The 13,399-nt window shown below is 37.7% G+C and carries 13 protein-coding genes and 2 pseudogenes; 10 read left to right on the forward strand and 5 right to left on the reverse strand.

The window, feature by feature from the left end; genetic code table 11:
* Nucleotides 1-453 precede the first annotated feature (453 nt).
* Nucleotides 454-1,598 (forward strand): annotated as a pseudogene (locus CICURV3402_RS07640) (aminotransferase class III-fold pyridoxal phosphate-dependent enzyme).
* Between the two features lie 484 nt (nucleotides 1,599-2,082).
* Here CICURV3402_RS07640 and CICURV3402_RS03875 read toward each other — a convergent pair.
* The 5 genes from CICURV3402_RS03875 to CICURV3402_RS03895 form a co-directional block, all read right to left on the reverse strand.
* Nucleotides 2,083-2,469, reverse strand: a complete 387-nt coding sequence (locus CICURV3402_RS03875) for an autotransporter outer membrane beta-barrel domain-containing protein (RefSeq protein ID WP_187306936.1) — start codon at nucleotides 2,467-2,469, stop codon at nucleotides 2,083-2,085.
* Nucleotides 2,470-2,723: 254 nt separating this feature from the next.
* Nucleotides 2,724-3,122 carry a hypothetical protein gene (locus tag CICURV3402_RS03880; protein WP_158379908.1) on the reverse strand — a complete coding sequence of 133 codons (399 nt, stop codon included), beginning with the start codon at nucleotides 3,120-3,122 and terminating at the stop codon, nucleotides 2,724-2,726.
* A gap of 1,513 nt (nucleotides 3,123-4,635) precedes the next feature.
* On the reverse strand, nucleotides 4,636-5,031 hold the full coding sequence (locus CICURV3402_RS03885; RefSeq protein ID WP_158379909.1) for a CS1-pili formation C-terminal domain-containing protein: 396 nt from the start codon (nucleotides 5,029-5,031) through the stop codon (nucleotides 4,636-4,638).
* Nucleotides 5,031-5,393 carry a hypothetical protein gene (locus tag CICURV3402_RS03890; RefSeq protein WP_158379911.1) on the reverse strand — a complete coding sequence of 121 codons (363 nt, stop codon included), beginning with the start codon at nucleotides 5,391-5,393 and terminating at the stop codon, nucleotides 5,031-5,033. The genes CICURV3402_RS03885 and CICURV3402_RS03890 overlap by 1 nt, the downstream gene beginning before the upstream one ends.
* A gap of 914 nt (nucleotides 5,394-6,307) precedes the next feature.
* Nucleotides 6,308-6,604, reverse strand: a complete 297-nt coding sequence (locus CICURV3402_RS03895; protein ID WP_158379913.1) for a hypothetical protein — start codon at nucleotides 6,602-6,604, stop codon at nucleotides 6,308-6,310.
* Between the two features lie 549 nt (nucleotides 6,605-7,153).
* Between CICURV3402_RS03895 and CICURV3402_RS06690 the strand changes: the two genes are divergently transcribed.
* The 9 genes and pseudogenes from CICURV3402_RS06690 (at nucleotide 7,154) to purK (ending at nucleotide 13,337) form a co-directional block, all read left to right on the forward strand.
* Nucleotides 7,154-7,585 (forward strand): DMT family transporter, encoded by a 432-nt coding sequence (locus CICURV3402_RS06690; RefSeq protein WP_235667642.1) that lies wholly within the window; start codon nucleotides 7,154-7,156, stop codon nucleotides 7,583-7,585.
* A gap of 17 nt (nucleotides 7,586-7,602) precedes the next feature.
* Nucleotides 7,603-7,776 (forward strand): hypothetical protein, encoded by a 174-nt coding sequence (locus CICURV3402_RS06695; RefSeq protein WP_235667643.1) that lies wholly within the window; start codon nucleotides 7,603-7,605, stop codon nucleotides 7,774-7,776.
* 123 nt (nucleotides 7,777-7,899) lie between these two features.
* Nucleotides 7,900-8,028 carry a hypothetical protein gene (locus CICURV3402_RS06700; protein ID WP_235667660.1) on the forward strand — a complete coding sequence of 43 codons (129 nt, stop codon included), beginning with the start codon at nucleotides 7,900-7,902 and terminating at the stop codon, nucleotides 8,026-8,028.
* Between the two features lie 147 nt (nucleotides 8,029-8,175).
* On the forward strand, nucleotides 8,176-9,282 hold the full coding sequence (gene serC / locus CICURV3402_RS03905; protein ID WP_158379915.1) for a 3-phosphoserine/phosphohydroxythreonine transaminase: 1,107 nt from the start codon (nucleotides 8,176-8,178) through the stop codon (nucleotides 9,280-9,282).
* 69 nt (nucleotides 9,283-9,351) lie between these two features.
* Entirely contained in the window at nucleotides 9,352-10,701 is a 1,350-nt protein-coding gene (gene gltP, locus CICURV3402_RS03910) for a glutamate/aspartate:proton symporter GltP (protein ID WP_158380019.1), read from the forward strand.
* A gap of 63 nt (nucleotides 10,702-10,764) precedes the next feature.
* Nucleotides 10,765-10,938, forward strand: coding sequence for a hypothetical protein (locus tag CICURV3402_RS03915; protein ID WP_187306937.1), 174 nt, complete (start codon nucleotides 10,765-10,767; stop codon nucleotides 10,936-10,938).
* Nucleotides 10,934-11,213 (forward strand): annotated as a pseudogene (locus CICURV3402_RS03920) (helicase-related protein); the annotation flags it as partial. The gene CICURV3402_RS03915 and the pseudogene CICURV3402_RS03920, both read left to right, overlap by 5 nt.
* 505 nt (nucleotides 11,214-11,718) lie before the next feature.
* Nucleotides 11,719-12,243 carry a 5-(carboxyamino)imidazole ribonucleotide mutase gene (gene purE / locus CICURV3402_RS03925; RefSeq protein WP_158379919.1) on the forward strand — a complete coding sequence of 175 codons (525 nt, stop codon included), beginning with the start codon at nucleotides 11,719-11,721 and terminating at the stop codon, nucleotides 12,241-12,243.
* Nucleotides 12,240-13,337 (forward strand): 5-(carboxyamino)imidazole ribonucleotide synthase, encoded by a 1,098-nt coding sequence (purK, locus tag CICURV3402_RS03930; RefSeq protein WP_158379920.1) that lies wholly within the window; start codon nucleotides 12,240-12,242, stop codon nucleotides 13,335-13,337. The genes purE and purK overlap by 4 nt, the downstream gene beginning before the upstream one ends.
* The last annotated feature ends 62 nt before the right edge of the window (nucleotides 13,338-13,399 follow it).

Raw genomic sequence — 13,399 nt, forward strand, 5'->3', positions numbered from 1 at the left:
TTTAATAGAAAGACGAAGGGAAAAAAGCGAATTTAAGAAAACACTTGTTTATTTTTTAATCTCTTTAAAATTTATTTACCCCAGAATTTATTTCTTATATTAATTATTGCAACTTAAAAAATAATCACATGGATTGTCAAATTTCTTTTCGTTAAAGAAGTGTCGAAAAATAAAGAGAGAAAAGATCTTAAAAATTTTAGCTTGATTTTTATAAATTAATATTCGAATTGTGAATAATTAAATCATAAGAATTATTAATATTTAAAACTAAAACTAAATTGAAACGACTATATTATGAACATAGATGTAAAAAATTCAATTAAAAATATACTGAGGTTTTCTTTAAATAAATTTACATTTTTAATTTATTTTTACGATGCATTTCCTGATATCTAGTATATTGCATATGGTGTTTTTTAGCACGAAAATAAGATAAAGAGAAAATCATTTTTGATGAAACAAGATGATCTGCATTTTGATCACCATCAAATCTGGCACCCTTAATACTAGAATGATCGATCCTGTACCCTGCTATCCCTTGAAGAGGGTTTATGGCGTTGAGCTCATACTGGCAGATGGGGGCGATGTTAATCTATGGGATGTCTTCTTGGTGGGCAGTTATTCTCGGCTATAACTGTTGAAAGATAAACAAAGTAGTTCATTAGACAACAGAAAAATGTTTCATGTCATGTTTGGTGGGATCACCCATTCGCCGTCCATTGATCTATGTCGACAATTAATCGCTCTGACACCTGATCCCCTAGATTGTGTTTTTCTCGCAGATTCTGGATCTATGTCAGTCGACGTGGCGTTAAAGATGACGTTGCAATATTGGCACGCCACAGGAGAGCGTCGATTAAAAATCTTTAGATTTTGTCAGGGTTATCATGGGGATACCTTTAATTCTGTTTCAGTGTGTGATCCTGAAAATTCTATGCAGGCGCTTTATCAGGGATATGTGGCGCAAAATTTATTTGCGCCCGACCCTCCTTCCTATCAATTTTCAGAGGGTCATTTTTTGACGCACTTTGGAATAACGAAGAAATTCAAGTATTTTCATAACTCATAGAAACAAATAATACGGATATTTCATCGGTTATCTTAGAGCCGATTGTACAAGGGGCTGTGGCATACGTATTTATCATCCCGCTTTTTTGCGGGAAGTCAGTGCTCTGTATGAGAGGCATCAAATTTTATTAATAGTCGATGAAAGCGCCATAGGATTTGTGGGCGCACGTGCATAGGCCAACCATTGCAGGCCAGATATCTTATGTTTAGGGAAAACAGGCTGTTTTATGCAGATTCCTACTTTTATGGCAAATCTATTGGCCTGTGCGATTACAAATGAAAAGCTGGCAATTTTGGCGCATCATAAATGGTAACATCAGGTGAACGCCATCGAACATCAGCTTTAGACAGAATTATCTCCTTTATCCGCGGATCCTACCATTTTGGATGTACGGGTGTTAGGCGAGATAGGGGAAAAAGCAGTGGATGTGGCCTCATTACAACGTGAATTTGTTGCGCAAGTAATGTGGATCTGGCCTTTTAGAAAATTGATTTATGTGATGTTCCTTTATATTATTCGCCCAGAATAGCTCACGCAATTAACTCAAACTATAATACATGTTATTTTTAATAGACAAAATTTAAAAATAATTCATTTAAAACAAGCAGACATATTACCATCCTAAATTTGTCTCAAGTATGACAGGCAGATAAGGTTTGTTTACGGCCATCCTTCAAAAATGATATTTAACGCCCATCGCCCATCTCCGTAGCTTTTTTGCTTATTTGATGTGCTACATGGCCTATAAATGTAAATCCTCATTCATTTTCGCTTACACATCCGTTTTGAATTCAGCGATCTGACGATTTCCCTGAATCTCATGCATGGATGTCATCCATGCGGATAGGCACGTATTTGCGATTATGTATCTAATTCGCTTCAATAGACCAGCGACAGGGCTATCCTTTGACATGGCTTCGGTATACCTGATTTTCACTCAGGCGTTCATGTAACATCATATAAAACATCCTATTTAACGCGTGAAGATTCTACGAATAGCTAAAGCTCTCAAGTCAGATAAAAAATAAAGATAGTAAATACCCAGCGTTTTTTTTGTCTTCTTTCGTTCTTTTTTGTAAAGAGTATTCATAAGAGCCTGCCACGATGAGGCCATCCTGAATAAAGGTTCCGTTCATGCCATCTTTGGCTTCAATTAATCGAATGCCGTCTTTGGTGGCACTCCCTTTCCCACCTACATTACGCACTGTAATACGGGTGGTGCCTTTGAAGGATTCATTGATAATCAGCTGATTTGTCGGCGAATCGTCGCCTTCCAAATGGGCGTGAAACAGGATTTTCCAGAAATCATTTTTGTAATGGTCTGTCGTGAGGGTAGAAAACGAAGCGGTGTCATGAAGAGGTTTAAAGACAATCTTTCCCGCATGCTTCAGCTCTGTCACATTGGCATTCTTCTTAAACGACAGGTACTGCCAGAGTCAAACGTCACGTGGGCTTTGTTGTTCTTTTCTGCAAGCATCTTCCCCTAAAGTGTTGTCTAATTCAGCGTTAAATCAACTTCTCCTCCTGTCCCAGCAACATGCATGGTATTTGCACTTCCCAGCTGGGAGGTGAGCACATTGTTAAGAATAACCTTCATTTTCCCCGTTAGACTAGATCAATTCCCCAACGGCGTTGAGAGAACTCCCTGTGATGGTCACTGTGTTCCTATAGAGTATTTGTACGAATAAAGAATCGCGTAGTGTTTGTCCATGGTTTGAATATAACTGTCATGAATATGAATCATTAAATTATCAACAGCTACTACAGCCTTAGCAGCTTGACTATCTACTTTGATGTCCAAAAAATGTCTTGTCACTGTGGCATCCTCCGATGCCCAAATACCACGAGCGTTTTGCCCGTGACTGCTGATGGTACTGTCTTTGAGAGTGTTCTTTTCACTGTAAGCAATGACCGTCTTACTATTATTTTTCTGTAAATTGATTTTCAGTTGATTACCCGTGACCTCTGTATTTTGTCCTGTCGCCCAAAGACAATAAAATTTATTTTGGGTGCCAGTAATGGTGTTATTCCCGACATCGATTTTTACTCTCATTTGAAGGGTGACTGCGTTTTTTATGAAGAAACGGAATGGAACGACAATGGTAAAATCGATAGAGGAGCACCGTTATCAGGTTGGCTGGGTTTAAAATCAGTGTGTTTACTTTTGATATGTTTACAATCCTAGATATTTATTTATTTTCTATTTAAATGATTAAAGATGTTTTACAAAAAAGCAATTTTTTGATGAACAACAGAGTAAACAGGATGACACTGTAAGCCCGAGCTCGGTGTTGAGAGTTGAAACGTTTACTAACAGAAGCAAGGTACAAGGGCCATGATCTGCGGCACTGTGCCTACTCAGTTTACTGAGATTTAATTGAATTCAGTGTCAAACAGAACCGTGATTTTTCCACTGTAAGTATCTGGTACGTTTTTTAGCATTGTTTCCACATTATCCGAAGTGACTGAAAAATTTATATCTCCTTGTTGATTATTAACATCCGGAGGAAAATAATATCATCGACATGATTTTTTGTTTGAACCAATTTATTTTCCGGAACAGCAAAATTAGGTAGCGACAGCTATGTTTGAACCGGCACCAATTTTTATTTTTTTACTTTCGATAGTACATCCACTTTGAGATTCATATTCACCTTCCAGATAAACTTTAAAAGGCTCAGAACTTGATAAAGAAAAATTGGGTTTTACCGGTTAGTGGGTATCTATTTTAGCGCCAGTTTTGCTAATTTTGATTGATCGTGGTTGCTCTACAGTTGCCTACTTGAGTACATTGGCCCCAGTTGCATCTTTGAAGGACCTATTAGGTGAACATTCAGGTGATGTTTCATCATTTAAAACAAACATAATTATAAAATAGTTTATGTTTTTACTGAAATTTGAATGTGTGTTAACAATATTGTCAATTGAATAACCCACGTCTCCTTGGTATCTTGCTAAATGAATTTTAAGAGATTATTGTTATTCACAAATATTTGAATAAGCACAACATATTGCAATTTGATCAGCTTGATTGCGATCAGTAATTTCAAATTTACAATTTTACCGTTTTTCAAGTTTATTAAATATCTTTTTTCAATTACGCCAAGATATAATTCTGTATTGGTTAATCTTTCACAGAAAGATTCTTCGTAATTGATATTTTTAAGATTATTTTCTATCGATGGTTGATATCTGAAATCTAATATATTTAGATGAAACATCAAATTTATTGTTTTCAAAGAACGATTTCGTAATTTTAATGTCACTGTTTTTAGGGGAATAGATTGCAAATTAATATTTGACTTTTGAGTATTAACATTAGAAGTCAGTTTCAAGTGTAGTGATGATGATACAAACTGCCTCGGAGGATCTCACAATCCATTCACGCAAGTTTGTATAAAATATGGTATCTTAAGAAGAATCAACTCCTTGTCTCACTTCAATGAATGTAGGACTGTTGTGATTTTTAGAATCCCATTCATAATAAAATATTACTTTATTTGCCCTCTCTGCCATGTTCAAAGTAAGCAATAAGATGCTTATTGAGAGCACACTGAATATTAATCTCAGGATTTTTCTTCTCCTACACTGACTGCTCTGTACAAGACAGTTTTGATAAAGTAAATTTGTTTTTTCTTCTCTATCGCTGAAGATGGCGAACATTGTATATTAGGGTGCCCTTCTTTTTCTCTGACGGTCAGAAATCGATTCAATACCCCAAAATCAAGGGTCAATACGCCGTCGGCATTGATCATCGCACCGGCCACATCGCTGCTCACGTGTCGATTCTGGAGCACGTTTCCTTGCTTGTCTTTTAACATGCCGAGCAACGTGAAGGTGTTCGTGGCTTGTACTTTGAGGTACTGCCTTCTTCCGAGATGCATTTGTACGCTATGATGCTCAGGGAAACACTGCACATCGTAGCCCCTCTGACCGTAAACTAGATCTTGTTCTTTTCCCATTACTGGATTAGCACAATATTTTTGCCCTTGAACAAACGTTTTTCGCCCATATAGGCATAAGCCAAAATATTGGTACTGTCATCATCTGCATCGCAATCTACAATAATCGCTGACTCCATTCTGTTATTTCCGTTAGCAGCGCCTACCTTGCCGACGCCAAATACTAATACCTGGCTCAAATTTCCGCCCACAGTATTGGAACTACCTGTTATATGATGTTGCGTGTAGACATTGCCGCTCAAGTAACGTGCTTCGAATGCCTCATTTGTGCTGATGATAGTATTTCTCGAGCTCTGTGAAACACAGGCACCCAGTGTGAGCAGAGGATTGTTATCATCATCTGGGTGCCATTGAGAGTTCAAGCTGGAGTAATTCTGATGTTGATTTAAATTCGTCTCTGCTGAAATTTTGTGCTGGTTAGTCAGCGCAAGCGTAATACTGACGCTCAATGAAATGCCTTGGTCACGATCTTTTTTGTGAAAGCCCAGTCTGTGAGACCTACTGGGTCTGAAATTCGTATTATGGCTTAATATCTGGATTTCTTTACTAACTAAGAGAGATATCCGCATCGAATTCCTTATTTTGTATTCTATCTATATATTCGGCGCTAAGCATGAGTGACGTTGATTAGGGTAGTCTTAGAGACAAATTCGTCCCCTAGGTATTTTGACGCTCACGAGAGCGTGTTTTCTGATCATGATATTTTTTGTTCGTGATATCGTAGAGACCATGTGGAAGCTGACTGATATCTAGTAATTATATGCCAAATTGAAGCTGTCGGTATAGATTAGTTTCTAATTTTGCTAGACTTCGGCAATGGATTGATTGCGCCAGGTGACATAAAGCGGCAATGTACTGACGCTGTCTTGCTGATGAGCAATGTATCAAAGGTGCCCCCACATAGCACCGACCACCGAGTGATGGCTAAACCTGATGTTTGGACGTTACTGGTATCTAAGCTGGGTGTGAATAACCCTAAACGAATAAAACTGCCTTGAAGCTCTTTTGAGAGAAAAGTTGATACAGGCTTGAGCTGCTTTTTCGATGATGGCTCTCTTCAGTGCCGGCAGAATAGAACGAAGCATTTTGTCTCTAGCTAGCAAGCCAGGATTTTAGGTTGGAGTTAATCCTCAAGCTGCGTTCTTTATGGGATATTCCCTTGGCAGACAACGTGTTATACATCATCACCCCGACAGGTATGTCTTTGGGCAGATAGATAAAATCCCTTTTGACCTAATCTTTTTTATACTGCGAGGTGTATAGTTTCAGCATAGAATTATCCAGGTAGTATTCCACCGCCATCAACCCAGAAGGGTAATGTTGGGTGCAGTGACATACAGAAACCCTGCTTTATGATGTAAGCCCATCGCGCCTTAATCTCTGGATCAATGTCATTATCCTGAAAAGATGTATCAACAATACGAATGAGCCGAATTTCACTATTTTCTTTCAACGAAATCGCCGCATCAAAAAGCGCCGTATCATTCAGATAAACCTGCACAATCAACTTATAGTCATAAAAATACCGCTTGAAATTGTCAGGCAACCCGCGCATATGAGAGGCCAGTGTCATTATTGTGCAGGGGCGAAAAGAGGTGTGATATTCAATAAAATAGATAAATATTTTTTCATAAATCGGCTGCCAAAAGATCTTGTCGGCCTCTGGGGGAGTAAATGATGATGAATGCAGTATCCTGCACTTCAGTTTATTTTCGCGGGTTTTATAATTTACATATTTGCATCAAATTGCAGAGTAACAGTTACTTCATACGTACCTTCTGGTATTTTTCATAAGATTTAGAGATAATTTCTAAAGGAATCATTTGATAAATAGAACTCAGATCATCTTAAGTTAGAGAAACTCCGAACTATTACTTACTAATTGTTTACCATTAATCAAAAATACTTTCCATAAAAGCCGTTTAAAACGGCTCATCATATCCTCATATATCTGACCATTTTCAGGGAAAAGGTAAAATGAATCCTAGATAACTAGTAGGGAATATGAATGGATTTTAAAATGACTGGTTGTGACTACGCTTTCATTTTTAATATTATTTATTAAAATTATTCATCGATATCTTTTTTATGATTAATGATCAAAAAATATTGATTTTGGGGTATGTACGGTTTATCTATCGTCGGCGATGGTGAACCTGCTTTCATTTTTGTGGAATATGATGATGCGCAAATTGATTGTATTCATGCTATTTACGTTAGTAACCTTCACTTGGGGAACCACTTGGATAGCAATGAAATAGCTGTTGATACCATCCCCCCCTATACTTGCAACAGGACTGCAATTTTTATGCGTGGCTCCTGTTTTGTTTTGTATTGCCTGTGCCAAAAAACACCGCTTTTATTTCCTTCTGGACAAATAGGGTTTCAATTCATTGTGTGTCTGTTTTATTTCGCTATTCCCTTCACATTAACCATCTATGGTAAACAATTCGTAGGCTCAGGCCTGGCTTCGATTATGTTTGCAAATATGCCTGTGGCTGTTTTAGTGGCTTCTCTATTTTTTTTGAAAGAAAACCGTATTTTTTACAAATAGTGGGATTAACCCTCTCAGTGACCGTCTTGTCATCTATCTTATTTCAAGAATATCAAACAGAGGCTAAAAGCAATGTATTCGGTGTTTTAAGCCTTTTTATAGTCGTTATTATGCATGCTTGCATGTATGCACAGTGTACAAAACGCGCTTGTCATGTTGCAGTCGTGACTTTCAATGCACTCCCTTGTTGAGGAGCAGGTATGATTTTATCTATTTTGGGATGGCACGCTGAGAAAGTGCATGTTTAATATTTCTCTATAGCTTCTCTATGGGCGGTAATTTATTTGGGGCCTTTTGCGGGTATTTTTGGTATTTTGTGTTACTTTACGCTTCAGCAAACAGTCAGTGTTTTTAAAGCTTCTATTGCCTTTTTGATCTTTCCTTTAATTGCGCTCAGTTTTGAAAATCTGGTGTGTGGCATACACTTTCCAATTGCTCTATGATTTGTGTGGTCCCATTGATTTTCGGTATTTTATTAACGTTGATTCCTAAAAAACACTTAAAAATACATTGAGATCAGTAAAGGGCGAGACATAATCCATTCTTAATCAAAAGAAATCAATGAATCAAAAATAAAAAGGTAAAGATCAATGCCTCTGATTTATAATTTTAGTGCGGGCCCCGCTATGTTGCCTGCAGAAGTCGTATTTCAAGCAGAACAGGAGCTGGCTGAAAGAAAAAAGAAAGGGATATCGGTGATGGAAATCAGTCATCGAAGTGAATATTTTCAAAATATAGCAAAAGAATCTGAGCAAGATCTCAAAGATCTGTTGCATATCCCATCAAATTATAAAGTGCTTTTTTGCCAAGGAGGTGCTAGAGGGCAATTTGTAGCAGTTCCTATGAATTTATTAGGTGAAAAAAAAACCGCGGACTATATTGTTGGAGGATATTGGTCAAAAAGTGCTATTCTGGAAGCAAAAAAATATGGAGTCCCGAACATCATTGATGTCAGGTTTCGTAAGCCAATCAGTGGTGTTTTTTTCCAATCGATCAAACCCATAAAAGAGTGGCAATTAAGTAAGGATGCCGCTTACGTTCATTACTGCCCTAATGAAACTATAGAAGGCATTGCCATTCATACCCCTCCGATTGTCTTTCATCGTAAAGATGTGGTGGCCGATTTTTCTTCTTCTATTTTATCTTGTCCGATTGATGTAGGCCGTTATGGGGTGATTTATGCCGGAGCTCAAAAAAATATCGGGCCTGCTGGCTTGACCGTGGTAATTGTTCGTGACGATCTTTTAGGAAAAGCACACCAACACACTCCCTCTATTCTCAATTATCAAGTTCTTGCAGATAATCAGTCTATGTTTAACACCCCGCCGACTTTTGCTTGGTACCTCTCTGGCTTAGTATTTAAGTGGCTCAAAGATCAGGGTGGGCTAATTGAAATACAAAAACGTAATCGCGAGAAGGCTCAATTGCTCTATTCCACTATCGATGAGAATGAATTTTATCTCAATCAGATTGACCCGACTCATCGTTCATTGATGAATGTCCCTTTTTCATTATCGACATCTATCCCAAGATTAGATGAGTTGTTTTTAAGCGAAGCTAAAAGAAGAGGATTAGAAGGTTTAAAAGGTCATAGAGAAGCAACAGGAATGCGAGCTTCTATTTACAATGCCATGCCCATAGAGGGCGTCCAAAAGTTAACGGAGTTTATGGTTGAGTTTGCCCGGCGTTATGGTTAATTTTTTCAATTGGCTAAGGTCAATTTTATATGTTTTCTATTAAATCATTTTTTGAGTGACATATTCATGATAAAAAATATCAACATCAGTCTGGCATGGCAAATTTTAATTGCATTAGTTTTGGGAATAGTCGTAGGGGCGGTGCTTCACCAAAATATCGAAGCAAAGGATTGGATAATTAAAAATATACTCAGTCCCGCAGGAGAGATTTTTATTCGTTTGATTAAAATGATAGTTTTTCCTATCGTGGTTCCAACTTTAGTTGTCGGCATCGCAGGGGTTGGTGATGCAAAAAAATTAGGCCGCATTGGTCTAAAAACCATTATTTATTTTGAAATAATCACCACCTTAGCTATTTTTCTCGGTATTACTTTGACGAATATTTTTCATCCAGGTGATGGCATTGACATGTCATCATTGGCTGTAATCGATATCTCGCAATATGAAAAAACCATGGAGAACGTACAACGTTCCTCTCACAGTTTAGCGAACACTATTTTATCTTTAATCCCATCCAATATATTTGCTTCCATGGCAAATGGAGATATGTTACCTGTTATCTTTTTTTCAGTTTTATTTGGTTTAGGTCTGTCATCCTTACCAGAAAAAACTCAAAAGCCGTTACTTCAAGTGTTTCAATCTGTTTCAGATACCATGTTTAAAGTCACTTACATGATTATGCGCTATGCACCTATAGGTGTGTTTTGTCTGATTTCTGTGACCGTCATTCAATTCGGGGTTACCTCTTTAATCCCATTAAGTAAATTAATCATTTTAGTTTATGGTTCTCTTCTTTTTTTTGGTTTTGTGGTGTTTGGTATCGTTGCAAGATTATGTCATTTGCGGATCTGGACCTTAATCTGTATTTTAAAAGACGAGCTGATACTGGCTTATTCGACTGCCAGCTCAGAAACAGTACTGGTTAAAATAATAGAAAAAATGGAGGCCTATGGCGCGCCTAAAGCGATCAGTAGTTTTGTTGTGCCAACAGGATATTCGTTTAATCTAGATGGCTCTACTTTGTATCAAAGTATCGCGGCTATCTTTATTGCTCAGTTGTACGGTATTGAGCTTTCTTTGAATCAAGAAATTAGTCTAGTCTTAACCATGATGGTGACGTCGAAAGGAATTGCAGGCGTGCCTGGAGTTTCTTTTGTGGTGTTATTAGCTACTTTAGGGAGTGTGGGAATCCCCCTCGAAGGTTTGGCTTTTATTGTGGGAGTAGATCGAATTCTGGATATGGCTCGTACCGCGTTGAACGTTGTAGGGAATGCTTTAGCGGTTTTAGTAATAGCGAAATGGGAAGGGCAATTTGATCACAAGAAATCATTAGAATACGAACGCACTTTTTTATTAAAACGTTTTCTCATTGTTACAAAAAGTAAACATAGCGATGTTAAGTATTCATCCCGTGGGTGAAGTACTATTAGAATGGTTCTCAACTGATACTAGAGATCTCTTCAAAAATCTGTAGCTTTTTATATGTCATTCTATTCTCTGGGCTTAAATTCTGATATCCTGCGATCCGTGTTAGAGCACAATTACTCTTTCCACACGCCAATACAACGCCAGGCGATACCTCTGATTTTAGCTAAACGTGATTTAATGGCAAGCGCACAGATAGGCATAGGAAAACGACCTTTTTTACTTACATAGCGCTAATCATCTTTCTGAACAGCATAACAAAGATGGTATTAACGCTGCTGCGATTCATGGCAATTAAAGTCAAGGGGGACCGTACCCGTGCGTTAGCCGATTTTAAGGAAGGTAAAATCACAGTATTAGTCGAGACTGACATCGCCGTTCGTGGTTTAGATATCAATCAATTCCTTTATGTCGTTAATTATGTTCTACCACATATTTCAGAAGATTGTGTGCACCGTATCGGTCGAACTGGAAGAGCTCAGCACGTTGGAGACGCTATTTCACTTGGACGCTATTTCACTTGTTTGTCTTAATGAGGTTCTTTCTTTGGCTACAGAGGTTTTATTAGCGGATGCTTCTAATAATTTCATCAGATACTTCCAAAAAAGACCTTTATATCATCTGCTTGGTCTTGCACTAAGGTTTTAAGAAAATTAAATAAAATTAAAGACATATTTTAATGGCGCAAACTCAGAGGTGCCATTAATTAAGTGTTTGTTTTTTATAAAAGCGTTCCATTAAAATAAAATTGCATTAAATATAATAATAAAATTATTAATTTTATTATTATATTTAATGCAAATTGATATTAAATAATTAGGTTTACTTTATATAAAATAACTTTATTTTGAGTGAAAAGAGTAGGGCATGTAAAAAAGTAAAAATTGGAAAAATAAAAAAATAGGGTCCCATTCAATTAAAAAATATTTCTCTCATTTTTCTTTATATTGGTCTCATGTTATCATCTCGCTCTTTTTTGATTAAAAAGTGTAAAGTTTGAGTAAAATTTTTATGACCATACATGTATTGTCTTCCGAAAAAATCCGAGCGAAAATTGCGATTATTATGGGCTCACAAAGTGATTGGGATACCATGAAACCAGCAGTAGATATATTGAGCGAGTTAAAAATTTCTTATGATGCTGAAATTATTTCAGCTCATCGCACCCCCGATAATTTATTCAAATTTGCTGAACAGGCAGAAACTCGTGGATTCAGTGTTATTATCGCAGGCGCGGGTGGAGCGGCGCATTTGCCTGGCATGATCGCAGCTAAAACTTTATTGCCCGTATTAGGTGTTCCCATAGCAAGCACTTCATTAAATGGAATAGACAGTCTTTATTCGATAGTGCAGATGCCACGTGGTATTCCTGTTGGGACACTGGCCATTGGAAAGGCAGGTGCAGCAAATGCCGCCTTACTCTCAGCGCAAATTTTGGGCTTACAAGATCCTACATTGTCATACCGTTTGACAGAATGGCGTAAACAACAAACACAGAAGGTTCTCAATCATCAGGATCCTCGTGAGAAAAAATGAAAACAATTTACATCTTAGGTCAGGGTCAGTTAGGGCAAATGTTAAGACAGGCAGGGGAACCCTTAGGGGTAAGGGTATATCCGCTTTGTCTTGAAATAGATGAATCAAGAGAAAAGAGAGCGCCACCGGACATCATTACAGCTGAAATTGAACATTGGCCCGACAACGTCTTTGTTCGTCAATGGGCTCAGCATCCCTTATTAATTAACCGTGATACCTTTCCGCTTTTAGCCGATCGATTCACCCAAAAGCAATTATTAGACGAACTGTCACTCCCAACAGCACCTTGGCAATTATTAACAAAAGAAGAGCATTGGCCAAAAGTGTTTTCTTCTTTTGACTCCTTAGCCGTAGTAAAACGTCGAAAGGGAGGCTACGATGGAAAAGGGCAATGGTGGTTGCGCCCTGGAGAAGAACATTCGCTGCCTCCTGATCTTTATGGTACCTGTATTGTTGAAAAAGGGATTCCCTTTTCGTACGAAATATCATTAATAGGGGCACGTAATCATAGAGGGGAATCGGTCTTTTATCCTATTACCTATAATTGGCATAAAGCAGGTATTTTACGTACTAGTGTTGCTTTCCCGACAAAGCAGCAAAAATTACAAGCTCCGGCAGAATTGATGTTATCTCGTATAATGAATAAACTTGATTATATCGGTGTTATGGCGATGGAATGTTTTGTCGTAGGGAATGATTTATTAATTAACGAACTTGCTCCTCGGGTACATAACAGCGGGCATTGGACACAAAATGGGGCGTCTATCAGTCAATTCGAGCTACATTTAAGAGCGATTTTAGACTTGCCTCTACCTTTACCAGTGGTTAGTAGCCCCTCGGTCATGTTGAACTTAATTGGTACTCACCTGAACCCATCTTGGATATCACTACCTTTAATACATGTTCATTGGTATGGCAAAGAAGTCAGAGCGGGGCGAAAATTAGGGCACCTAAATTTAAACGATTCTAGTATCAATCGATTAATCGAAACCTTGGATGCATTAGCGCCTTTGCTGCCTCAAAGTGACCAAGTGGGATTACTTAAAGCAAAAGAAAAATTGGAAAATCCGCCAAAAAATTTTACAGATCTTTAAAAAGAGGCGCCTACATTTTTATTTTTAATTTATTCTATTTTTTTTCTAAAATACGATATATT

It is taken from the genome of Candidatus Williamhamiltonella defendens, from assembly GCF_900699045.1.
GTDB classification, from domain to species: domain Bacteria; phylum Pseudomonadota; class Gammaproteobacteria; order Enterobacterales; family Enterobacteriaceae; genus Hamiltonella; species Hamiltonella defensa_A.

Bases quoted from the DNA above. Each gene is read 5' to 3' on its own strand.
- CICURV3402_RS03915 (WP_187306937.1), top strand. From the start codon at position 10,765: ATGTCATTCTATTCTCTGGGCTTAAATTCTGATATCCTGCGATCCGTG.
- CICURV3402_RS03880 (WP_158379908.1), bottom strand. From the start codon at position 3,122: ATGAGAGTAAAAATCGATGTCGGGAATAACACCATTACTGGCACCCAA.
- serC (WP_158379915.1), top strand. From the start codon at position 8,176: ATGCCTCTGATTTATAATTTTAGTGCGGGCCCCGCTATGTTGCCTGCA.
- CICURV3402_RS03895 (WP_158379913.1), bottom strand. From the start codon at position 6,604: ATGACACTGGCCTCTCATATGCGCGGGTTGCCTGACAATTTCAAGCGG.
- purK (WP_158379920.1), top strand. From the start codon at position 12,240: ATGAAAACAATTTACATCTTAGGTCAGGGTCAGTTAGGGCAAATGTTA.
- CICURV3402_RS06690 (WP_235667642.1), top strand. From the start codon at position 7,154: ATGTACGGTTTATCTATCGTCGGCGATGGTGAACCTGCTTTCATTTTT.
- CICURV3402_RS03885 (WP_158379909.1), bottom strand. From the start codon at position 5,031: ATGGGAAAAGAACAAGATCTAGTTTACGGTCAGAGGGGCTACGATGTG.
- purE (WP_158379919.1), top strand. From the start codon at position 11,719: ATGACCATACATGTATTGTCTTCCGAAAAAATCCGAGCGAAAATTGCG.